This is a genomic window from Streptomyces sp. WAC00040, from assembly GCF_056835925.1.
Genome location: NZ_JAKQZE010000001.1, coordinates 1,185,502 through 1,206,556 on the forward strand (window position 1 = coordinate 1,185,502; position 21,055 = coordinate 1,206,556).

General features: G+C 72.4%; 19 protein-coding genes and 1 tRNA gene. 9 read left to right on the plus strand and 11 right to left on the minus strand.

The genetic code is table 11. The features are described 5' to 3' along the window. The first annotated feature begins 134 nt into the window (after window positions 1–134). The 4 genes from MDN94_RS05335 (at window position 135) to MDN94_RS05350 (ending at window position 4,350) form a co-directional block, all read left to right on the plus strand. The gene (locus MDN94_RS05335) at window positions 135–2,366 is read left to right on the plus strand and encodes an acetate--CoA ligase family protein (protein WP_482724807.1); all 2,232 of its coding nucleotides are present in this window, start codon (window positions 135–137) and stop codon (window positions 2,364–2,366) included. Beyond that, a complete protein-coding gene (locus tag MDN94_RS05340; RefSeq protein WP_482724808.1) occupies window positions 2,357–3,148 on the plus strand; it encodes an enoyl-CoA hydratase/isomerase family protein in 792 nt (263 codons plus the stop codon). The genes MDN94_RS05335 and MDN94_RS05340 overlap by 10 nt, the downstream gene beginning before the upstream one ends. 67 nt (window positions 3,149–3,215) lie before the next feature. Then, the gene (locus tag MDN94_RS05345) at window positions 3,216–3,806 is read left to right on the plus strand and encodes a flavin reductase family protein (RefSeq protein WP_482727009.1); all 591 of its coding nucleotides are present in this window, start codon (window positions 3,216–3,218) and stop codon (window positions 3,804–3,806) included. Window positions 3,807–3,846: 40 nt separating this feature from the next. After that, window positions 3,847–4,350, plus strand: coding sequence for a DUF1203 domain-containing protein (locus tag MDN94_RS05350; protein ID WP_482724809.1), 504 nt, complete (start codon window positions 3,847–3,849; stop codon window positions 4,348–4,350). Here MDN94_RS05350 and MDN94_RS05355 read toward each other — a convergent pair. Then, a complete protein-coding gene (locus tag MDN94_RS05355) occupies window positions 4,347–5,654 on the minus strand; it encodes an MFS transporter (RefSeq protein ID WP_482724810.1) in 1,308 nt (435 codons plus the stop codon). The genes MDN94_RS05350 and MDN94_RS05355 overlap by 4 nt on opposite strands. 71 nt (window positions 5,655–5,725) lie before the next feature. On the opposite strand from MDN94_RS05355, the gene MDN94_RS05360 reads away from it, so the two are divergent. After that, the gene (locus MDN94_RS05360; RefSeq protein ID WP_482724811.1) at window positions 5,726–6,712 is read left to right on the plus strand and encodes a GlxA family transcriptional regulator; all 987 of its coding nucleotides are present in this window, start codon (window positions 5,726–5,728) and stop codon (window positions 6,710–6,712) included. A gap of 51 nt (window positions 6,713–6,763) precedes the next feature. On the opposite strand, the gene MDN94_RS05365 is transcribed toward MDN94_RS05360, so the two are convergent. The 3 genes from MDN94_RS05365 to MDN94_RS05375 all read right to left on the minus strand — a co-directional run bounded on the left by MDN94_RS05365 (window position 6,764) and on the right by MDN94_RS05375 (window position 9,196). Then, window positions 6,764–6,883 (minus strand) — tRNA-OTHER (locus MDN94_RS05365). 184 nt (window positions 6,884–7,067) lie between these two features. Continuing rightward, the gene (locus MDN94_RS05370; protein WP_482724812.1) at window positions 7,068–8,117 is read right to left on the minus strand and encodes a Zn-dependent alcohol dehydrogenase; all 1,050 of its coding nucleotides are present in this window, start codon (window positions 8,115–8,117) and stop codon (window positions 7,068–7,070) included. A 113-nt stretch (window positions 8,118–8,230) separates the two neighbouring features. Beyond that, window positions 8,231–9,196 carry an SDR family oxidoreductase gene (locus MDN94_RS05375; protein ID WP_482724813.1) on the minus strand — a complete coding sequence of 322 codons (966 nt, stop codon included), beginning with the start codon at window positions 9,194–9,196 and terminating at the stop codon, window positions 8,231–8,233. A gap of 83 nt (window positions 9,197–9,279) precedes the next feature. On the opposite strand from MDN94_RS05375, the gene MDN94_RS05380 reads away from it, so the two are divergent. Further along, window positions 9,280–10,206 carry a cyclase family protein gene (locus tag MDN94_RS05380; protein ID WP_482724814.1) on the plus strand — a complete coding sequence of 309 codons (927 nt, stop codon included), beginning with the start codon at window positions 9,280–9,282 and terminating at the stop codon, window positions 10,204–10,206. Between the two features lie 87 nt (window positions 10,207–10,293). Here MDN94_RS05380 and MDN94_RS05385 read toward each other — a convergent pair whose 3' ends face one another. The 4 genes from MDN94_RS05385 to MDN94_RS05400 form a co-directional block, all read right to left on the minus strand. After that, window positions 10,294–10,749, minus strand: a complete 456-nt coding sequence (locus MDN94_RS05385) for an ATP-binding protein (RefSeq protein ID WP_482724815.1) — start codon at window positions 10,747–10,749, stop codon at window positions 10,294–10,296. A 446-nt stretch (window positions 10,750–11,195) separates the two neighbouring features. Next, entirely contained in the window at window positions 11,196–12,122 is a 927-nt protein-coding gene (locus tag MDN94_RS05390) for an acyl-CoA dehydrogenase family protein (RefSeq protein WP_482724816.1), read from the minus strand. Further along, window positions 12,122–13,255 (minus strand): acyl-CoA dehydrogenase family protein, encoded by a 1,134-nt coding sequence (locus tag MDN94_RS05395; protein WP_482724817.1) that lies wholly within the window; start codon window positions 13,253–13,255, stop codon window positions 12,122–12,124. Before MDN94_RS05395 ends, MDN94_RS05390 begins: the two co-directional genes overlap by 1 nt. Further along, window positions 13,255–14,451 carry an amidohydrolase family protein gene (locus MDN94_RS05400; RefSeq protein WP_482724818.1) on the minus strand — a complete coding sequence of 399 codons (1,197 nt, stop codon included), beginning with the start codon at window positions 14,449–14,451 and terminating at the stop codon, window positions 13,255–13,257. The genes MDN94_RS05395 and MDN94_RS05400 overlap by 1 nt, the downstream gene beginning before the upstream one ends. Window positions 14,452–14,583: 132 nt before the next feature. On the opposite strand from MDN94_RS05400, the gene MDN94_RS05405 reads away from it, so the two are divergent. Continuing rightward, window positions 14,584–16,080: a class I adenylate-forming enzyme family protein gene (locus MDN94_RS05405; protein ID WP_482724819.1), complete on the plus strand. Its 1,497-nt coding sequence runs from the start codon at window positions 14,584–14,586 to the stop codon at window positions 16,078–16,080. Window positions 16,081–16,244: 164 nt separating this feature from the next. Here the strand turns inward: MDN94_RS05405 and MDN94_RS05410 are convergent, their stop codons facing one another. Both MDN94_RS05410 and MDN94_RS05415 read right to left on the minus strand, forming a co-directional pair. Beyond that, complete coding sequence (locus MDN94_RS05410; RefSeq protein ID WP_482724820.1) at window positions 16,245–16,760, minus strand: EF-hand domain-containing protein; 516 nt, start codon at window positions 16,758–16,760, stop codon at window positions 16,245–16,247. A 191-nt stretch (window positions 16,761–16,951) separates the two neighbouring features. Continuing rightward, window positions 16,952–17,326 carry an STAS domain-containing protein gene (locus MDN94_RS05415; protein ID WP_159695137.1) on the minus strand — a complete coding sequence of 125 codons (375 nt, stop codon included), beginning with the start codon at window positions 17,324–17,326 and terminating at the stop codon, window positions 16,952–16,954. A 282-nt stretch (window positions 17,327–17,608) separates the two neighbouring features. On the opposite strand from MDN94_RS05415, the gene MDN94_RS05420 reads away from it, so the two are divergent. After that, window positions 17,609–18,190: a sigma-70 family RNA polymerase sigma factor gene (locus MDN94_RS05420; protein WP_364599567.1), complete on the plus strand. Its 582-nt coding sequence runs from the start codon at window positions 17,609–17,611 to the stop codon at window positions 18,188–18,190. A gap of 44 nt (window positions 18,191–18,234) precedes the next feature. After that, window positions 18,235–19,611, plus strand: a complete 1,377-nt coding sequence (locus MDN94_RS05425; protein ID WP_482724821.1) for a maleylpyruvate isomerase N-terminal domain-containing protein — start codon at window positions 18,235–18,237, stop codon at window positions 19,609–19,611. Here MDN94_RS05425 and MDN94_RS05430 read toward each other — a convergent pair. Continuing rightward, a complete protein-coding gene (locus MDN94_RS05430) occupies window positions 19,608–21,050 on the minus strand; it encodes an MFS transporter (RefSeq protein WP_482724822.1) in 1,443 nt (480 codons plus the stop codon). The two genes, MDN94_RS05425 and MDN94_RS05430, sit on opposite strands and share 4 nt — an antisense overlap. Window positions 21,051–21,055: the final 5 nt, after the last annotated feature.

Consider the following 21,055-nt stretch of genomic DNA (forward strand, 5'->3'; position numbering starts at 1 on the left):
GACGCACGGGCCGGCGGCGGCGCGCGTTCGAGCGCCGCACGACGGTTCCTGACTACCAGTCAGTTCGGTAACCTGACTAGGCGTCAGTTAACCGGCCGGGCAGTTCGGCCATCGAGCAGGAGCGGAGACCAGCGATGCTCGGATCAACTCACGGCACCCTCACCTCCGACCTTCGCGCGCGCGTCGTCGCCTGCGGCGACCGCCCCACGAACGCCGTCCACGAAGCCGCCGGACCCACCGCGTCCGCGGGCGACCTCGATGTGAGCGGCCGGCCCCTGTACGCACCGGTGCCCGACCTGGACCGGTTCTTCCGCCCCTCCTCCGTCGCGGTCGTCGGGGCCTCGGACACCGAGGGCAGGCCCAACACCGGCATCACCCGCCAACTCGTGGACTGGGCCGCCCGCGTGGGCGCCCGCCTGCACCCCGTGCACCCCACCCGTACGTCCGTCTTCGGCCTCGACTGCGTCCCCTCCGTCGCCGATCTGCCCGGCCCCGTCGATCTCGCCGTACTGCTCGTCCGCGACCCACTCCCACTGATCCCGCAACTCGGCGAGGCCAAGGTGCCCTTCGCGGTCGCGTTCGCCTCCGGGTACGCGGAGACCGGCGACCAGGGCGCCGCCGCACAGGCGCGGCTCGCGGCGGCCGTGGAGCGCGCGGGCGTACGGCTGCTCGGCCCCAACACCAATCTCAACGCCTTCGAGACGTTCCGCGACGACCTCGAAGGGCCGGCGATCGCGCTCATCACCCAGTCCGGCCACCAGGGCCGGCCCGTGTTCACCATGCAGGAACTCGGCGTACGGCTGTCCCACTGGGCACCCACCGGCAACGAGGCCGACCTCGAGACCGCCGACTTCATCTCGTACTTCGCCGAACGCCCGGAGGTCGGCTCCATCGCCTGCTACGTCGAGGGACTGAAGGACGGGCGCTCCTTCCTGCTCGCCGCCGACCGGGCGGCCCGGCGCGGGGTGCCGGTCGTCGCCGTCAAGGTCGGCCGCACCGGCACCGGCGCGCGGACGGCCGCCTCGCACACCGGCAAACTCACCGGCAGCGACCAGGTGGTGGACGCGGCGATGCGGCAGTTCGGCGTCATCCGCGTCGACGGCCTCGACGAACTCCAGGACACCGCGGCGCTGCTGGCGCGTGCACGGCGACCGGTCGGCGACGGTGTCGCCGTCTACTCGATCTCCGGCGGCACCGGCGCGCACTTCGCGGACCTGGCGACCGCCGCGGGACTGCGGATACCCCGGCTGAGCGACGCCCGGCAAGCCGAACTGCACCAGTGGATACCGCCCTACCTGAACGTCTCCAACCCCATCGACAACGGCGGACACCCGGTGGGCGACCACCGCGGCCGCAAGATCATCGACGCGATCCTCGCGGACCCGGACGTGGACGTGCTGATCTGCCCGATCACCGGCCCCTTCCCGCCGATGAGCGACCGGCTGGCCCAGGACCTGGTGGACGCTGCGGAGGCCACCGACAAGCTGGTGTGCGTGGTGTGGGGGTCACCGGCCGGCACGGAGGCGGCGTACCGGACCACGCTGCTCGGCTCCTCCCGTGTCGCCACCTTCCGCACCTTCTCCAACTGCATCACTGCCGTGCGCGCCCATCTGTCCCACCACCGGTTCACGGCCGGCTACCGCTCCCCGTTCGACGAGGCGCCACGCACCCCCTCCCCGTCGTACCGCAAGGCGCAGGCGCTGATGCGGCCCGGCGAGCAGCTCAGCGAGCACGCGGCGAAGCAGCTGCTGCGGGCCTACGGGATCCGTGTGCCCCGCGAACAGCTGGTGACCAGCGCGGCGGCGTCGGTACGGGCGGCGGCCCTGGTCGGCTACCCGGTCGTGATGAAGGCGTCGGCGCCGCAGCTCGCGCACAAGACCGAGCTGGGCCTCGTCAAGATCGGTCTCACCTCGGCGAGCCAGGTGCGCGACAGCTACCGTGAACTCACCGACATCGCCCGCTACGAGGGCGTGGACCTCGACGGCGTGCTGGTGTGCCAGATGGTGGAGCGGGGCGTCGAGATGGTCGTCGGGGTCTCGCCGGACGAGCTGTTCGGCCCCACCGTGACCGTCGGCCTCGGCGGGGTGCTGGTCGAAGTGCTGCACGACACCGCCGTACGCGTCCCGCCCTTCGGCGAGGACCAGGCGCGGGCCATGCTCGGCGAACTCCGCGGCCGGGCGCTGTTCGAAGGCGTACGGGGCGGCCCGCCGGTCGACGTGGACGCGCTCGTCGAGGTGATCCTGCGGGTGCAGCGAATGGCGCTCGAACTGGGCGACCAGCTCGCGGAACTGGACGTCAACCCGCTGATGGTGCTGCCCCGCGGGCAGGGCGCGGTGGCTCTGGACGCTCTGGCGGTGTGCCGGTGAGCCCTGACGTGCGGCACGCCTTGTCGGACGGCGTCTCCTGGATCACCCTCGACCGCCCGGAGGTGATGAACGCCCTCGCCTGGGAGCAGCGGGAACGGATCATCGACCTGCTCGCCGCCGCCTCGTCCGACCCGGCGGTGCGCGCCGTCGTCGTCACGGCGACGGGCCGGGGCTTCTGCGCGGGCGCGGACCTTCGTGGGGCGCCGCCGCGTGAACCCTTCCCGGGGGACATCGCCCGGACCATCCGACTCGGCGCGCAACGGCTGATCGGGGCGGTGCTGGACTGCGAGAAACCGGTGCTCGCGGCGGTCAACGGCACGGCGGCCGGTATCGGCGCGCATCTGGCCTTCGCCTGCGACCTGGTCCTGGCGGCGGAAGAGGCCCGCTTCATCGAGGTGTTCGTACGCCGGGGGCTGGTGCCGGACGGCGGCGGTGCGTATCTGCTGCCGCGTCTGATCGGCCCGCAGCGCGCGAAGGAGCTGATGTTCTTCGGGGACGCTCTCCCCGCGCCGGAGGCGCTGCGCATGGGCCTCGTCAACCGGGTCGTCCCGGCGGCGGACCTGGAGCGGACGGCCCGCGAGTGGGCAGCCCGCCTGGCCGCCGGCCCGACCCGTGCGCTCGCTCTGACCAAGCACCTGGTGAACACCTCCCTGGACGCGGACCGCGCCACGTCCTTCGCCGCGGAGGCCCTGTCCCAGGAGCTCAACATGACCACCCGCGACGCCCAGGAGGGTGTGACGAGCTTCGTGGAGCGCAGGGCGGCGCGTTTCGAGGGGCGGTAGCGGCGCCTCGGGGGTTCTTTTCTGACGATCCGTCAGTTTCAATGGAGGCGTGATGGGACACGCCGCCATGGCCGCCACCGCCGTTCGCTACCTCCGTTCCGCCGGTGCGCCCACCGTCGGGGCGTACGAGGCGCTGTCCGTGCCCGTGCTGCGAGCCGTCGGGGAGGACGAACGGGTGCCCGTCGGCAGGGAGGAGTTCCGGCGGGTGCTGGGGCACTTCGCCAGCGGGGTGACCGTCGTGACGGCGACCGGTCAGGACGGGCCGGCAGGGTTCGCCTGCCAGTCGTTCGCGTCGCTGTCGCTCGATCCGCCGCTCGTCGTCTTCATGGTGGGGCGCACGTCCACGACCTGGCCGCGGATCGCCCGCGCCGGAGGCTTCTGCGTCAACATCCTCGGCGAGGACCAGGGCGCGCTGTGCCGGGGCTTCGCCGTGAGCGGGGCAGACAAGTTCGCGGGGGTCGCGTACCGGCCGGCGCCCGTCACCGGCGCGCCGCTGCTGGACGGTGTGCCCGCCTGGATCGACTGCGAGGTCCAGGCCGTGCACACCGGCGGCGACCACCTCCTCGTGGTCGGCCGCGTGGCGGCGCTGGACGCCGACGAGGACCGAGCGCCGCTGCTGTTCCACCGCGGGCGCTTCGGGCGGTTCGACGTCCGATAGCCGCCGGCACGTGCCGTGCCCCGCCGCGGATGCTGATCGCATGACCACGACGCCGTGTGAAACCCTCGCCATCGGTCCCACCGTCCTGAAGCAGCTGCGGGAACGCGACGACGCGGGACTCGTCCCGCCGCCCGCCGTCGATCCGGAGGGCGGCGCCCCGCTGCGCTGCTGCCTGCGGCACAGCGAGGCCGACGAGCGCATCGTTCTCGTCTCGTACGCGCCGCTGCGCCGCTGGGCCGCCGAGGCCGGCGCCGAGCCGGGGCCCTACGACGAGTGCGGGCCCGTCTTCGTCCACGCGGAGGAGTGCGCCGGGCAGACGTCCGGGCCCGGCTGTCCCGTCGGGCTCCACGGCGCGCGAAGAGTGCTGCGCGCCTACGACACCGGCGGGCGCATCCTCGGCGGCACGTTGATCGAGATCCCCCACGAGCGCGCCGCCGAGGTCGACGGCGTCCTGCGGGACGTCTTCGCCGACCCCGCGGTGGCCCTGGTGCACGTACGCGCCGTGGAGTTCGGCTGCTTCATGGTCGAGATCCGCCGCCGCTAGACCGTGGCGACCGGGACCTTCGCCAGGGGCCTGCGACGGATGACGAGGGCCATCAGGGCCGCTGCCGCGCACAGGGCGCCGGAGGCGTACCAGACCACGTCGTAATCGCCGAACACGTCGCGGGCGACGCCGCCCGCGAAGGCGACGACGGCCGCGCCGACCTGATGGGAGGCCAGCACCCAGCCGAAGACGATCGCGCTGTCGTCGCCGTAGTGCTCGCGGCACAGGGCGATCGTCGGCGGGACGGTGGCGACCCAGTCGAGCCCGTAGAAGACGATGAAGAAGACCATCGGCGGCTCGACGGACGGCCCGAGCAGTATCGGCAGGAACAGGAGCGAGACGCCACGCAGCGCGTAGTACACGGCGAGGAGGCGGCGCGGGTCGAAGCGGTCGGTGAACCAGCCTGACGCGATCGTGCCGACGACGTCGAAGACACCGATCACGGCGAGAAGCGACGCGGCAGCCGTGATCGGCATTCCGTGGTCGTGCGCCGCCGGCACGAAGTGCGTCTTGACCAGGCCGTTCGTCGAGGCCCCACAGATCGCGAAGGTGCCGGCCAGCAGCCAGAACGGGCCGGTCCGGACGGCGCGGAAGAGGACGGCGAGTGCCCTGCGCGCCGCGCCGGGCACCGGCTCCGGCTTGGGTGTGAAGCCCTCGGCACCGTACGCGGCGAGGCCCACGTCGGCCGGGTGGTCACGCAGCAGAAGCCAGACGAAGGGGACGACGGCCAGCGCGGAGAGCGCGACGGTGATCGATGCGGGCTCCCAGTCGTGGTTCTCCACCAGCCACGACAGCAGCGGCAGGAAGACGAGCTGCCCGGACGCGCCCGCCGCGGTGAGGATGCCGGTGACCAGGCCACGGCGCTGCACGAACCACCGGTTGGTGACCGTCGCGGCGAAGGCGAGCGCCATGGAGCCGGAGCCGAGACCGACGAGGACACCCCAGTACATGACCAGTTGCCAGGCCGCGGTCATCGTCACCGTCAGCGCCGACCCGATCGCTATCACGGTGAGCGCGACGGCTACGACCCGGCGGATGCCGAACCGGTCCATCAGGGCGGCGGCGAACGGCGCGGTCAGCCCGTACAGGGCCAGGTTCACCGAGACGGCGAAGCCGATCGTGCCGCGCGACCAGCCGAAGTCCGCGTGCAGCGGCTCGATCAGCAGACCCGGCAGGGACGCGAAGGCCGCCGCGCCGATGATCGTCACGAAGGTGACAGCCGCGACGAACCAGGCGCGATGGATACGGGGCGGGCGGCGAAGAGGCTGCTGGGAGCCGGAGCTGGGCGCGGTTGTCTGGGTCACGTCACTCAGCTTCCGGTTCGGAGCCGCGCACAACGAGTGGCCCGAAGGACAGCATTCGATAGGATCGGGCCATGACTGCTGCGAGAAGGCACCGGATCGTGGTCCTGGCGCTGCACGGGCTGCTCCCCTTCGAGCTCGGCATCCCGCACCGCATCTTCGGCCGCGCCAAGGACGCCGCGGGCAACGCCGTCTACGAGATCCTCACCTGCGGCATCAGGCCGGGACCGGTCATGACCGACGCCGACTTCGCCGTGCACGTCGAGCACGGGCCAAAGGCCCTGGCCACCGCGGACACGGTCGTCGTCCCCGCGTCGTACGAGCTGGGGCCCGTCTACGACGAGGGCCGGCTCCCTGACGATCTGGCCGACGCCCTGGCGCACATCCGGCCCGGCACCCGCATGGTGTCCATCTGCACCGGCGGATACGTGCTCGCCGCCGCCGGATATCTCGACGGCCGCCCCGCCACCACGCACTGGTCCGCTGCCGAGCACTTCCAGCGGATGTTCCCGTCCGTCAAGGTCGACGCGGACGTCCTGTTCATCGACGACGGCGACGTGCTCACATCGGCAGGGGTCGCGGCCGGGCTCGACCTCTGCCTGCACATCGTGCGCCGCGACCACGGCGCCGCCGTCGCCAACGAGGTGGCGCGCCGGACCGTCGTACCGCCGCACCGCGACGGCGGCCAGGCCCAGTACATCCACCGGCCGGTGCCGGAACCGCAGTTGGCGACCACCACGGCCGCCCGCGCCTGGGCGCTGGACCGGCTGCACGAGCCGCTGCGGCTGCGGGACCTGGCCGACCAGGAATCGATGTCCGTGCGGACCTTCACCCGCCGCTTCCGCGAGGAGGTCGGCATCAGCCCGGGACAGTGGCTCACCCAGCAACGGGTGGAACGGGCCCGGCATCTGCTGGAGTCCACGGACCTGTCGGTGGACCAGGTGGCGCGGGACGCGGGTTTCGGCACGGCCCAGTCGATGCGGCAGCATCTCCAGGCGGCGCTCGGCGTCCCGCCCACGGTGTACCGGCGCACCTTCCGCGCGAGCGCGGGCAGCGCCTGACCCGAAGCGGAGCCGGACGCACAAGGGCGCGGGCCCCAGGCCGGGCGGTCGCGGGGCCGACGGGATTCGAACCCGCGGACAGGGAGGGGCAGGCCCGCCCCTCACCCCGTCAGTCGGCGTGGGAAGGGCCTCCCCCACGCCGATCGCAATGGGCCGCTCTGCCACGGCCCCGGGACCTGCGGGGCCGCGCGGCCCCGGTCCTGTGAGCCTATGGTCGGCGCCCGGCCGTGGCCACCCCTCAGTGCCGCGTCAGTCGATGATGACCGCGCCGGGCGGCGGATACCGAGGGCGCGGACCCTGCGTCGGGCCACTGATCGTGCTTCGCTGCAAGTCCTGGGCCCCGTCCCTCGGGGACTCAGAACGTCAACACACCGCGCGCCACGCAGCCCTGCCTCGCGTCCTCCGCCGCCTTGGCGAAGTCCTCGACGGGGTAGGTGGCGGTGACCAGTTCGTCGAGCAGCAGGTCGCCCCGGCGGTACAGACCGGCGTAGAGCGCGATGTCGTGCTGCGGACGGGAGGAGCCGTAACGGCAGCCGAGCACGGACTTGTCCAGGAACATCGACGCAGGCAGGAAGGACGCCTCTGCCGTCGGGGCGGGCATCCCGAGCAGGATCGCCTGGCCGCGCCGGTCGAGCAGTTCGATGGCCCGCCGCACGAGCGCGGCGCTGCCGACGCACTCGAAGACATGGTCCGCGCCGGTCGGCAGGATGTCGCGCACGCCGTCGGCCGACCCGAGGAAGTGCGTCGCACCGAACTGCCGTGCCACGGCCTCCTTCGCCGGATTGGTGTCGACGGCGAGGATCGCGGAGGCACCGGCGATCCTGGCGCCCTGCAGGACGTTGAGCCCGATGCCGCCGGTGCCGATGACGACGACGGTGTCACCGCGCTGCACCTCGGCCCGGTTGAGCACGGCCCCGACACCGGTCAGGACGCCGCAGCCGATGAGCGCGGCCGAGGTGAGGGGGATGTCCGCGGGTATCCTCACGGCCTGCACGGCCTTGACGACCGTGCGCTCCGCGAAAGCGGAGTTGGAGGCGAACTGGAACAGCGGCGTGCCGGCCCGTGAGAAGGGACGGCCGGGACGGCCGATCGCCCGGCGGCACATGGTGGGGCGCCCGCGGTCGCAGTCGGCGCAGGCGCCGCAGTTGGCGAGGGTGGACAGCGCGACATGGTCGCCGGGGGCCACATGGCCGACCCCGTGGCCGACCGCCGCGACGACGCCGGCGCCTTCGTGGCCGAGCACCACCGGCACGGGGAAGGGGATCGTCCCGTCGATCACCGACAGGTCGCTGTGGCAGAGCCCGGCTGCCGTGATGTCGACGGCGACCTCACCCGGCCCCGGGTCCCGTACGACCAGGTCCGTGACGACCTCGGCCTGTTCACCGTCGAACACGACACCTCTCATCACGGCTCCTTCGGCAGGCCGAGCACCCGCTCGGCGACGGTGTCCCACCGGCTCTCGTCCGAGCCGCCGTGGATCGTGCCGGCCCGGAAGGTGGTGAGTTCCACGGCGGCGGCTCAGTCCTGGGGCCGTGCGCCGAGGCGCCGGACGGTGTCGGCGGGGACGGTGTCCGTGGGGACGGTGTCGGCGCGGGCGGGGGCGCTCCCACGGGGCGCGTCCATCCGCTCAAGCAGCGGCATCGGGTCGGTGCCGACCGTGCCGGGGAGGAAGTCGGCGATCCGGTCGGGGGTCCAGGGCCCTTCCCCGTAGGCGGCCCGCAGCTCCCTCGGCTGCGCCCAGACCGCGATCTTGGGGCCGGCGATCGTGTAGACCTGCCCGGTGATCCGCTCGGCGCGGGCCCGCTCGGAGAGCAGGTAGACGACGAGGGCGGCGACGTCCTCGGGGTCGCCGATCTCCTTGAGTTCCATGGGGACGTTCGCCGACATGCGGGTACGGGCCACCGGGGCCACCGCGTTGGCCGTGACCCCGTACTTGTGGAGGCCGAGCGCCGCACTGCGGACCAGTGAGATGACGCCGCCCTTGGCGGCGGAGTAGTTGGCCTGCGACACGCTGCCCTGGTGGCTGCCGCTGGTGAATCCGATCAGGGTGCCGGACCTCTGGGCCCGCATCACCGCCGACGCGGCGCGGAAGACCGTGAAGGTGCCTTTGAGGTGGGTGGCGAGGACCGGGTCCCACTCGTCCTCCGACATGTTGAACAGCATTCGTTCGCGCAGGATGCCCGCGACGCAGACGACGCCGTCGAGCCGTCCGTACTCGGCGAGCGCCACGTCCACGACCCGCGCCCCGCCCGCCATCGTCGCGATGTCGTCGGCCACGGCAACGGCCGTGCCGCCGGCGGCCTCGATCTCCTTCACGACACCGTCGGCCACGGCCGACGTGGGCGAGGAGCCGTCGATCGAGACGCCGTGGTCGTTGACGACGACCTTCGCCCCCTCGGCCGCGCAGGCGATGGCCACCGCGCGCCCGATGCCACGGCCCGCCCCGGTCACGGCGACGGCCCTGCCTGCCAAGAAGTTCCCCACGACCGGCCCCTTCCCGCAGTTTCTGACGGACCGTTAGATTCTAGGCCCAGTCCGCCGCACGAGCACAAGCCCCGGGAGGCCAGATGTCATTGCCGGCCGCGTTCCACGACATCGCGAAACGCGTCAACAACTGGGGGCGCTGGGGCGCGGACGACGAGATCGGCACCCTGAACCTGATCACCGGCGAGGTGGTCAGGAACGCCGCCGCCACGGTGCGCAGCGGTCGGCGCGTGCCGCTCGCTCTTCCCCTCCGGCAGGACGGTGTGCAGACCGGCGTCATCCCGGGCCGGGTCAACCCGCTGCACACGATGGTCCAGATCAACCAGGAGCTCTTCGGGCCCGGGACGATCGCCACCAGCGACGACACCGTGACGATGGGGCTCCAGGCGGCCACCCACTGGGACGGCCTGACCCATGCCTCGCACTCGGGCCGCATCTACAACGGCCGCCCGGCCGACACGATCACGCCGCACGACCGGGCCCGCTTCAGCGGCATCGACAAGGCCACGCCCGTGGTCTCACGGGGCGTACTGCTGGACGTGGCACGGGCGAAGGGGCTGGACCGGCTGGCAGTCGACCATGCCGTCACGCCGGAGGACCTGGAGGAGGCCGCGGAGTACGGCCGGGTCACCGTCCGCGCCGGCGACATCGTCCTCGTACGGACGGGGCAGGTGCGGCTGTGCCTGGAGGGCGACCGGCACGGTTACGCGTTCCCTTCGCCCGGCCTGTCGGTGCGCACCCCCGAGTGGTTCCACGCCCGTGACGTCGCCGCCGTCGCGAACGACACCCTCACCTTCGAGATCTTCCCGCCGGAGATCGAGAACCTGTGGCTCGCGGTGCACGCACTCGACCTGGTGGAGATGGGCATGATGCAGGGCCAGAACTGGAATCTGGAGGAACTGTCCACAGCCTGTGCACAAGAACGGCGGTACGCGTTCCTGCTGTCGGCGATGGCGGAGCCCTTCGTCGGCGGGACCGGCACGCCGGTCGCACCGGTGGCCGTACTCTGACGCCACTCCCGCACCCGGCGGCGGGGATCGGACGCCGCACGCCGGTACGCGCGGGCGAAGGCTCCGCCCGGAGCCCGCAGGCGGCGGTCAGGCTCCGCGCGCGGCGACCGGCGGGCCGGCCAGCCGTGCGGCGTCCGCCGGCAGGTCGCGGTCCACCTCGCACCAGATGGACTTGCCCGCGCCCTCCCGCTGCCAGCCCCAGCGGTCCGCGAGGCCGTCGACGAGCTCCAGGCCCCGTCCGCCGGTGTCCTCGCCCTTCGCGTGCCGAGGTCTCGGCGGGCAGGCACTGACGTCGGCGACCTCGACCCGGACCGTCCCCGCCTCCGCGGTACCCGCGCCGAACAGCATCCGCAGCACGGCCGGACACCCGGTGTGCACCACGGCGTTGGTGACGAGCTCCGAGATCAGCAGGATCAACGTCTCCGCCAGCGGCTCGTCGTCACCCATGCCGGACTTGAGGAGCCGCGAACGGGCCCATCTTCGGGCCCGCCCCACCTCCGAAGGGTCGGATCCGATCTCCAACTGCACCTGAAGCACCTGCACCGCTCACACCACCCGAACCGGCGGACACATAGCCTCGCGCCTCACAGCCATAACGGAATGTGATTCCCTTACAGCACAGCATGATTGACTGTCAGTCACCGCAACAAGCGCTTCGGGCATATTCCAGCGTGAAGGAGTACGCATGGTGCATACTGTGCGACCCGCGTCCCTGGGAGTCGAACACAAGGCCGCAGAACGCTTTCGCAACCCGGCCCGCCTACCGCCTGCCGACCGCCGGAGGGGCCCCCACCTGCGGCCCGACGACTGCGAGAGATCGCCCCGAACAGTGCGCACCGACGGGCTCGGGACCGCCTGACCGGCGACACCGTGAGACCCCGTCATCGCAGCGACTCTCATCCCACGGAGAGTACCGGAGTGGCGCCCCGACTCCACCCAGTGACGAGTCCTCCGAAGGACACAACCCGATATCGACGCACGGTGACGGTTCAAAGTGCCGAGGCCAAAGCCTGCGCCTGGATCTCCTCCGCCCGGGCCGTCGTCAACCACATCCGGGCCCGCAGCAGGGCGCGTTTGAGGTGGAGGTGCACGTCCGACTCCCAGGTGAAGCCCATGCCGCCGAACACCTGGAGGCAGTCCTTGGCGCCGCGCACCGCCGCTTCGTCGGCGAGCAGTTTTGCGCCGGCGATCTCCGCCGGGTCCCCGCTGACGGCCGCCGCGTAGACGGCCGCCCGCGCGACCTCCGTGCGCACGAGCATCTCCGCGCACAGGTGCCCCACGGCCTGGAAGCCGCCGACCGGCTGCCCGAACTGCACCCGACCCTTCGCGTGGCGCACCGCCTCCTCGGTGCTGCGGGCGGCGCTGCCCAACTGCTCCGCGGCCGTGAGAAGGACGGCGGCGCCCGGCCCCGGGCCGGGCGCCCGGGGCGGGCGGGGGTGCGGAAGGCGGTGCAGGGGTGTGAGCGGGTCCAGCGATCGCACGGCGACCGCTGCCGAGGCGTCCACGGCGCGCGGCACGCCGTCGGGCGTGAACGCGACGACGGTGTCGGCCTCCTCGAAGTGCCGCACAAGGCAGAGGAGTTCGGACGTGGAGGTGACGACCACCGTGCCGTCGGCCGCTCCCGGCACGTGGCCCGCCGCCAGATGCGTCGCCACCAGCGGTCCCGGCAGCAGCGCCCGGCCCGCCTCCTCGAAGATGAGCACCGCCTCCGGGAGACCCGCACCGACGCCGCCGGCGTTCTCCGGCAGCCGCAGCGCGAAGAACCCCGCGTCGCCCAGTTCGCGCCAGAGCTTCCGGTCGAGCCTGCCCTCGCGGTCCACGGCGGCCCGCAGTGCCTCGCGCCCGAAGCGGCCGGCGAGCAGGTCCCGTACGCCGCTGCGCAGCGCCCGCTGGTCGTCGCTGAGCCGGAAGTCCATCAGCGCCCCTTCGGCAGGCCGAGTACGCGCTCGGCGAGGATGTTCCGCTGGATCTGGGAGGTGCCGGCGGCGATGGTGTACGAGAGGGACGAGAGCCGCTCCCGCGTCCAGGGCAGCGACAGGTCGAGAGCGCCGGGGCCGAGGACCTCCGCGGCGGCCTCGTACAGCTCCTGGCGTGCGTGGGAGTAGCGGAGCTTGAAGACGGAGCCGCCGGTTCCGGGCACGCCGCCGGTGGCGGCGGCCTCGCTGACGTTCCACTGCACGAGCCGCCACAGCGCCGTGAACTCGGCGTGCAGCCTGCCCAGTCTGCGGCGCAGCACCGGATCGTCCCAGCAGCCGTTCGCACATGCCCGCGCGGCCACCTCGCCGAGGGTGCGGCGGCAGGCGACGACCTCGCCGGCGAAGGCGGTGCCGCGCTCGAAGGAGAGCGTGACCATGGTGACGCGCCAGCCGTCGTTCTCCGCCCCCACGCGGTCGGCGGCGGGCACGCGGACCTCGTCGAGGAACACCTCGGCGAACTCGGCGGACCCGGCCAGTGTGCGCAGCGGCCGTACGGTGACACCGGGCGCGTCCATCCGCATCGCGAGCCAGGTGATGCCGCGGTGCCGGGGTGCGCCGGGGTCGGTGCGTACGAGCAGTTCGCACCAGTCGGCCACTTCCGCGTGCGAGGTCCAGATCTTCTGACCGGTGACGACGTAGGCGTCGCCGTCGCGGACGGCCTTGGTGCGCAGGGAGGCTAGGTCGCTCCCCGCGTCCGGTTCGCTGAATCCCTGGCACCAGATCGCCTCACCGCGCAGGATGGGTCCGAGCCAGCGTTCCCGCTGCTCGGGGGTGCCCTCCGCGGCGATGGTCGGCCCGGCGTGCAGCAGTCCGACGAAGTTGGCGCCTACGTAGGGTGCTCCGGCGAGCTCCGTCTCCTCGAGGAAGATCAACCGGAGGGTCGGGGAGGCGTCCCAGTGCACGTTCCCGTAGCCGGCGTCGTACAGCCTCCGCTGCCAGGCGCAGTCATAGGCGCGCCGGGCCGGCCAGTCGCCGGCCGGCGGCGGTGGAGGCAGCGTGGGCAGCGCGTCGGCCAGCCAGTGGCGCAGCCGGGCACGGAACTCCTCCTCCGCGGCGGTGTACGCCAGGTCCACTACGTGTCCAGGTCCAGGCCGAGCATGCGGATGGCGTTGCCGCGCATCAGCTTGTACACGGTCTCGTCGTCCAGGTCCTTCACATGGTCGAGGGCGACCTGCTTGGTGTGCGGGAAGGTCGAGTCGACGTGCGGGTAGTCGGTCTCGAAGGTGGCGTTGTCGCGGCCCACGGTGTCGAGGGAGGCGACGCCGTGCTTGTCGCGGAAGAAGCAGCAGAAGATCTGCCGGTAGTAGTACGTGGAGGGCGGTTCGGGGACCAGGTCGCGCACACCGCCCCAGGCCCGGTGCTCCTCCCACACGTCGTCGGCGCGTTCCAGGGCGTACGGGATCCATCCCATCTGCCCCTCGCTGTAGGCGAGCTTGAGCCGCGGGAAGCGCACGAGGACGCCGCTGAAGAGGAAGTCGGTCATCGAGGCCATGGCGTTGTTGAAGGAGAGTGCGGCCTGCACGGCGGGCGGCGCGTCCGGAGAGGCGGCGGGCATCTGGGACGACGAGCCGATGTGCATGTTGACGACGGTGCCGGTGTCCTGGCACACGGCGAAGAACGGGTCCCAGTAGCCCGAGTGGATCGACGGCAGCCCGAGGTACGTGGGGATCTCGGAGAAGGTGACGGCGCGCACGCCGCGCGCCGCGTTCCTGCGGATCTCGGCGACGGCCAGGCCGATGTCCCACAGCGGGACGATGCACAGCGGGACGAGCCGGCCGCCGCTGTCGCCGCACCACTCCTCGACCATCCAGTCGTTGTAGGCGCGGACGCAGGCGAGCGCGACCTCCTTGTCGTGGGCCTCCGCGAAGGTCTGTCCGCAGAAGCGGGGGAAGGTCGGGAAGCAGAGCGAGACCTCGACGTGGTTGAGGTCCATGTCCTTGAGGCGCTCGGCGGGATCCCAGCAGCCGGGCCGCATCTCCGCCCGGGTGATGCCCTCGAGGGTCATCTCGTCGCGGTCGAAGCCGACGGCTGCGATGTTGCGCTTGTACGGGAACTTCAGGTCCTCGTAGATCCACCAGTCGGTGGGCGGTCCGTCCGGGTCCATCGTGATCCGGTACTTGCCGCCGACGTAGGCGAGCTCGCCGATCCCGGCGGTCAGCGGCTTGGGCCCGCGCTCGCGGTACTTGGCGGGGAGCCAGGTCTCGAAGAGGTGCGCCGGTTCGATGACATGGTCGTCGACGCTGACGATACGGGGCAGTTCCTGTTCCATCGGGACCTTCCTCCGCTACTGACGCTGCGTCAGTTCCGGTGCTCAGGCTAGCTCCGCACCCCTGGACCGACAAGGCGCGCGACCCTACGATCTGACGCATCGTCAGATCATTTCCAGCGGAGGTGTCCGGGCATGGAAGAGACCGCTCACACACTGGGATCGGCCCGCACCCTCTGGGAACTCGTCGCACGCCGGGCCGCCCTCACCCCGCACCGCCCCGTACTGCTCCAGGACGACCGCGTCCTCACCTTCGGCGAACTCCGCGACGGCGCGGAGCGGACCGCCGCCGGACTGTACGCGCGGGGCGTCCGCCCGGGCACCGTCGTCGCCTGGCAGCTGCCCACCCGGATCGAGACGGTGCTGCTGACCGTGGCGCTCGCGCGCCTCGGCGCGGTCCAGTCGCCCGTCATCCCCTTCTACCGGGACCGGGAGGTCGGCTTCGCGCTCCGCGAGTCGCACGCCGCGTACTTCGCCGTGCCGGGCGAATGGCGCGGCTTCGACTTCACGGCCATGGCCCGGCGGGCCGGCGCCCGCGGTGTCTTCGAGGCGTACGCGTCACTGCCCGACGGCGATCCGTCCGTGCTGCCCGCGCCACCCGCCTCCGGCACCGACGTGCGCTGGATCTACTGGACCTCCGGCACCACCTCGGACCCCAAGGGCGTGCTGCACACCGACCGTTCGCTGATCGCGGGCGGCTCGTGCCTGGCGCACGCGCTGCGCCTGTCCGAGGACGACATCGGCTCGATCGCCTTCCCGTTCGCCCACATCGGCGGCCCGGACTACCTGGTCATGCTCCTGCTGTACGGGTTCCCCGCGGTGCTCTTCGAGAAGTTCGCGCTCCCCGACGCGCTCGACGAGTACCGCAGGCACCGCGTCACCGTCGCCGGCGGCTCCACGGCCTTCTACGCGATGTTCCTCGCCGAACAGCGCAAGCAGCCCGGCCGGAAGCTGATCCCCACCCTGCGGCTGCTCGCGGGCGGCGGCGCGCCCAAGCCGCCGGAACTGCACCGCGCCGTCGTCCGCGAGATGGGCTGCGTGCTCACCCACGGCTACGGCATGACCGAGGTGCCGATGATCACCATGGGCTCGCCCGACGACAGCGAGGACGACCTCGTCCGGACCGAGGGCAGACCGCCCGCCGGGATGGAGATACGGATCGTCGACGGCGAGGTGAGGCTGCGCGGCGAGGCCGTCTGCCAGGGCTACCTCGACCCCGTCGCGACGGCGGCGGCCTTCGACGCCGAGGGCTTCCTGATCACCGGCGACCTCGGCCTGCTCACCGACAAGGGGCACCTCGTGCTCACGGGGCGGGCCAAGGACGTCATCATCCGCAAGGGCGAGAACATCTCGGCGAAGGAGATCGAGGACCTGCTGCACGGCCACCCCGCGGTCGGCGACGTGGCCGTCGTCGGCCTGCCGGACGAGGAGCGCGGCGAGCGGGTGTGCGCGGTCGTGGAGCGGACGCCGGGCGTGGCGGATCCCGTACTGGAGGACATCACCGCCTTCCTCCGCGGCACGGGCGTCGCACTCCACAAACTCCCGGAACAGCTCGAGGTGGTGGACGCCCTTCCTCGCAACGAGGCGTTGAGGAAGGTACTCAAGTACAAACTGCGCGAACGGTACGCATGACCATTTTCCCAACCCGCCAGGTCCGGGCATGCGCGAGTCGCGCCCGCACATCCGGCCAGGCCGGCGATCGAGGCCACCGCGCGGAGCGCGGTAAGGGGTCCGGGGCGCAGCCCGGGAGGCCACGCGGGGCAGCCGCGTACAGATGACGCGGCCGCCCCGGAACGTCAGTTGGGCTCGGGTGTGACGTAATACGCGGCGAACGCGGTCAGTACGTCGTCCTCGGTGATCCGGCCGTCCCCGTCCGTGTCCAGCGCCGCCCCGGCCGCCGCCGCGACGCCCGCGTCGACGCCGAGCGCGCCGAGCACGCGTTCCACGGCCGCGGGCGTGACGCCGCGGCCGTCCTCGTCGGCGACCCTGATCACGGCGTGCACGAACGGGCGGGCGATCTCGCCGAAGCGTTTCGGGTTGTCGCGCAGTCTCTTGACCGCGCTCGTCACGAACTCCTGGCGGGTCACCCGCTGGTCGCCGTCCACGTCGGCGATCCCGGCCATACCCTGCCAGAACGCCTCCGCGCCGCTGTAAAGGCCCTGTCCCTTGTCGGACCGGGCGGTGACGGAGAACTCGGCAAGCAGCTTGGCCGCGGCCGAACTGAAGTCCTCGCGGTCGATGTAGCCGTTGCCGTCCTGATCGAAAGCGGCGAAGCGGGAAGCGATCTTCCGCTCGTACTCTGCGCTGTCCATGCGGGGAGCGTAAAGCCCCGGAGGCGGAGGTGTGTACGCACCCGGCCAATTGCACGGCGGCAACAGCTCGGCAAAGCGCAGGTGACGGGTGTGCGACGGGGCGTACAGGGGCGCGCGTGCGGGGCACGGGGCGCGCGTGCGGGCTTACGGCCGACGGTAGTTCGTGGGCTTCGTCGCGGGCCCGGCCGGTGTCACGCGGTCAGCGGCTGCGCCCCGTCGTCCGTCGCCGAGCCGGTGTCCGCGTAGACCTCGAAGAGACGGCGCACACCCAGGGCCCCCAGCACCCGGTTGACGTGCGACCCGTCCTCCGCGCCGCGCGCCGGAAGGATCAGCCGCAGCCGGCCCCGGCACGAACGCATCAGCCGCCGCGCGGCGATCAGCACGCCGACGCCGCTGGAATCACAGAAGAACACCTCGGAGAGGTCCAGCACGACGTCGTGGTGGCCGGCGGCGACAGCGTCGTGGACCCGCTGGCGCACGACCGGCGAGGACACGAGATCGAGCTCCCCGCGTACGTGCAGCACGGTCCACGCGCCCTGCCGGGACTCGGCCACCTTGAGCATCACCACGTTGGACCCCTCCTCAGGCCGGTCACAGAGGACCGGAAGCTGTCCTTCCACTGCCGCTGCCCGACCGTCCGTCGCTGAAACGCGACATTCGTCACGGAGCGCGTTCCCACTCGCCCCCAGGGGGTTCTTCCCCGGACGCGGCCCTACCATCCCGGACGCCGGCAGGACCGTACTTGACGCAAAGGCACGTGCGTATTTCGTCCGGCGCACTACATTCGAGGGAGCAACAGTCACGAGGGCAGAGGCAGGCACGGAGCGAGCGCAGAGCTTGGGGGCGGTATGGCGAAGGACGCACCACCGCGCTGGGACCGCAGGATGCAGCAGCGACTGGCCCGCGGCGAGGCCGCGGCGCTCGGTGAGCTGTACGACAAGTTCGCCGCGCTCGTGCACAGCCAGGCCCATCGCGTACTCGACGACGAGGAGGCCGCCGACCAGGTCACCCGCGAAGTCTTCGGGTACATATGGGAAAATCCGGACGCCTACGACCCCAAGCAGGGCTCCATGCGCTCCTGGGTCGCGCGACTCACCAACAGCCAGGCCGTGCACCGGCTGCGGCAGAGCGAGGCGGCGGCGCTCGCCGAGGGCGGCGGGGGCACGGCGGAGGAACTGGAGCAGAAGGTGCGCAGGGCCGCCGTCGCGGCCAGGGCCGACTACATCGTGACGTCCATGCCCGCCCCGCTGCGCGCCGCGCTGGAGCTGGCGTACTTCCAGCGCAGGGACTACCGACAGACCGCCGCCGACCTCGGCGTCACGGAGGACGAGGCCCGTCGGCGGCTGAGGCTGGGCCTGCAACTGCTGGCGACGGCGCACACCCGCTCACTCGAGGGCTCGTCACCGCCCGGGTACGGACGAGCGCTGTGAACGGCCCCCCGGACAGCGGTGGCGACGGGGAAGAAGTGCGGGGCGTGCCGCGCATCCCGTCCCCTCGCGCCGCGGCGGACGACCTCCGTCCGGACGCGTACCGGCCGGCACCGCCCGTTCCTCCGGAGTCGGCTCCCGGCGGCGGACCCTCGGACGCCATGGACGGCCCCTGCCCGGCGGCCGGGTCCGGCACGACCCGCAGCGCGGCGGGCAGCGGGGCGAACGGCGCGGTCGACGACTCCGGGAACCGCTCGGTGAACGGGGCGTCCACCGCCGACGATCCCGCGGCCGGTGACACACCCGCCGCTCCCGAAGCCCCCGCCGCCCCCTCGCACGGCGTACTGAAGTCCCTGCTCGGCGCCTGGGCCCTGTCCGCGTGCTCCGCGGAGGAGACCGCCACCGTCGAGGAGCACCTCGGCGACTGCGCCCCGTGCGCGGAGGAGGCCCTGCGGCTGCGTGACGCGGTCGGGCTGCTGCACACCGACCGGGACCTGGACCTCGACCCCCTGCTGCGCTTCCGGGTGCTGGAGAACTGCCTGGGCCGCAGACCCGCCCGTATCCCCGTGCCCGACTGGGCCGATCCGTACGACGCGGAGACCGCGAGGCTCGACGCGCTGCTCCGGGACATCGGGGACTCGGAGTGGCACGCGCCGGTGCGGCTCAAGTGGTTCGAGGGCGAACGCCAAATGAGCCGCCGCACGACGGTGGCCGGTGTCATCGGGCACCTGCTGACCGTCGACGGCACAGTGGCCGGGGCGATCGGGCTCGACGACCCGCTGGGGCCGCACGCACCGCTCCTGCCGACCGCGCGCACCGAGGCGTTCTGGGACGACAGGGAACTGCCGGCCACCGGCACGATCCGCGAACCGTGGCGCGACCAGAGCCACGACCTGATCCGCACCGTGTCGTTCGCCGGTCCGGGCGTCGCCGAAATGTCCGTCTCGTACGGCTCCTTCGCGCTTCCGCTGCGGGACGCACTGCTCGACCGTGCCTTCGAGTGCTGGATCCATGCGGACGACATCGCCGACGCGGTGGACTACCCGTACGCACCGCCGAGCGGCGCCCACCTCAACCGGATGATCGACCTCGCGGCGCGGCTGCTGCCCGCGGCCCTCGCGGAGCGCAGGCGCGCGGGGCTGGCTGCGCCGCCGCAGCAACTGGTGGCTGCGGGCGCGCCCGGACGGTCGCTCCATCTGGAGGTCGAGGGCTCCGGCGGCGGCAGCTGGTACATCGCCCTGGACTCCCCTGCGGCAGTCGGCTCACCGGACAAGTCGGTCGCCCAAGTGGCCCTGGACAGCGTCGAGTTCTGCAAACTGGTGGCCGGACATGTCTCCCCGCAGGAGGCCGCCGCGGGCCAGGACGGCGATCGCCGGGCCATCCGTGACGTGCTGTTCGCGGCGGCGGCCCTGAGCCGGCTCTAGGAGAACCACTGCCGGATCACCCCGGTAATCGGCCGGACGGCCCGGGGCCGGTTCCCTGGTTCCGGGGCCGGCCTCCGTCGGGCGGGGCGGGTTCGGGTGGTCCCGGACGAAAGAGTCCAGGCGCCGGGCGTCCGCTCCTTCGGCGTGCCGCCCGCCGTCCGGGCAGACGCCCACGGCTGCGGCAGTTCCTCTCGGCGGCGCACCGGGGAGAGGAAGACGGGGAGGAAGGCGAGCGTGAGGCAGCCCGCGCCCACCCACATCGCGACGCGCAGACCCGCGAGTTCACCGATCAGGCCGGCCACGGCCGAACCCACGGCGATCGCGCCGGTGAGCATGAAGCGGAAGGTGGCGTTCATCCGGCCGAGCAGCGGGTCCGGCGTGAGCCGTTGGCGCAGGCTCACCCCGAGGACGTTGTCGACGCCGATCTTGAAGGTCACCAGCATCCATCCGGCCCCGGCGAACCACAGCCAGGGACCGCGGTCGATGAGCGGCACGAGCAGCGCGGTCGGCGCCATCACAAGTCCCGCGACGCCGAGGGTACGGCCGTGGCCGAAACGGCGGGCCACGGGGCGGGCACAGCGCGCGCCGAGGAGGATGCCGGCGCCGCCCGTCGCCCAGTAGAGGCCGAGCACACCGGCGGACAGGCCGAGTTCGCGGGTGAACAGCACCGGCAGGAGCGTGTTGACGATCTGTGAACCGAGGTTGGTGAGGGACGCGGTGAGGGCGAGTGCGCGGAGTTCGGCGTTGCGCAGGACGTGCCGCAGTCCCTCCGCGATCTGCGCCGCCAGTCCGCCGCGCGCCGCGGCGCGCCCGCCGTTCACCCCCCGCGGGACGACACCGTCCGTCTCCGTGCGGGTACGGCCCGCCGACGGCAGCGCGAGACGGACGGCCGAGGCCAGGTAGAGGACGCCGACGCCGATGACGGCCACCGGCGCCGTGAACATCTGCACGATCCCGCCGCCCGCGCCCCGGCCCGCCACATTGCCCGCGGCCTGGAGGCTCACCACGGCGGCGTTCGCCCGTACCAGGCTCTCGCGGCCCACCAGCCGGGGAAGGATGCTCTGCGAGCCGACGTCGAAGAAGACCGTGGCGCAGCCGTTCAGCAGGACGACCGCGTAGAGGTGTTCCAGGGTGAGGGCGTCCAGCGCCCAGGCGGACGGCACGGAGGCGAACAGGGCGGCCCGCACGAGGTCCGCGGTGATCAGCACCCGGCGGTGGCGCAACCGGTCCACCCAGGCACCGGCCGGCAGGCCGATGAGGAGGAACGCGACCGTGCTCAGCGTCGCCAGCAGACCGACCTCGCCCGCGCTCGCGTCGAGCGCGGACACGGCGATCAGCGGGACGGCGACGTAGCCGATGTTGGTGCCGAGCTGGCTGAAGGCGGTGGCCGTGAAGAGTGTGCGGAAGTCACGGGAGCGCCAGGGACTGTCGCTGGTCATGGTCC

Coding starts and splice junctions, on each gene's coding strand:
- MDN94_RS05360 (WP_482724811.1), top strand. CDS start 5,726: ATGACTGCTGCGAGAAGGCACCGGATCGTGGTCCTGGCGCTGCACGGG.
- MDN94_RS05335 (WP_482724807.1), top strand. CDS start 135: ATGCTCGGATCAACTCACGGCACCCTCACCTCCGACCTTCGCGCGCGC.
- MDN94_RS05370 (WP_482724812.1), bottom strand. CDS start 8,117: ATGAGAGGTGTCGTGTTCGACGGTGAACAGGCCGAGGTCGTCACGGAC.
- MDN94_RS05405 (WP_482724819.1), top strand. CDS start 14,584: ATGGAAGAGACCGCTCACACACTGGGATCGGCCCGCACCCTCTGGGAA.
- MDN94_RS05410 (WP_482724820.1), bottom strand. CDS start 16,760: ATGGACAGCGCAGAGTACGAGCGGAAGATCGCTTCCCGCTTCGCCGCT.
- MDN94_RS05430 (WP_482724822.1), bottom strand. CDS start 21,050: ATGACCAGCGACAGTCCCTGGCGCTCCCGTGACTTCCGCACACTCTTC.
- MDN94_RS05390 (WP_482724816.1), bottom strand. CDS start 12,122: ATGGACTTCCGGCTCAGCGACGACCAGCGGGCGCTGCGCAGCGGCGTA.
- MDN94_RS05350 (WP_482724809.1), top strand. CDS start 3,847: ATGACCACGACGCCGTGTGAAACCCTCGCCATCGGTCCCACCGTCCTG.
- MDN94_RS05400 (WP_482724818.1), bottom strand. CDS start 14,451: ATGGAACAGGAACTGCCCCGTATCGTCAGCGTCGACGACCATGTCATC.
- MDN94_RS05380 (WP_482724814.1), top strand. CDS start 9,280: ATGTCATTGCCGGCCGCGTTCCACGACATCGCGAAACGCGTCAACAAC.
- MDN94_RS05420 (WP_364599567.1), top strand. CDS start 17,609: ATGGCGAAGGACGCACCACCGCGCTGGGACCGCAGGATGCAGCAGCGA.
- MDN94_RS05345 (WP_482727009.1), top strand. CDS start 3,216: ATGGCCGCCACCGCCGTTCGCTACCTCCGTTCCGCCGGTGCGCCCACC.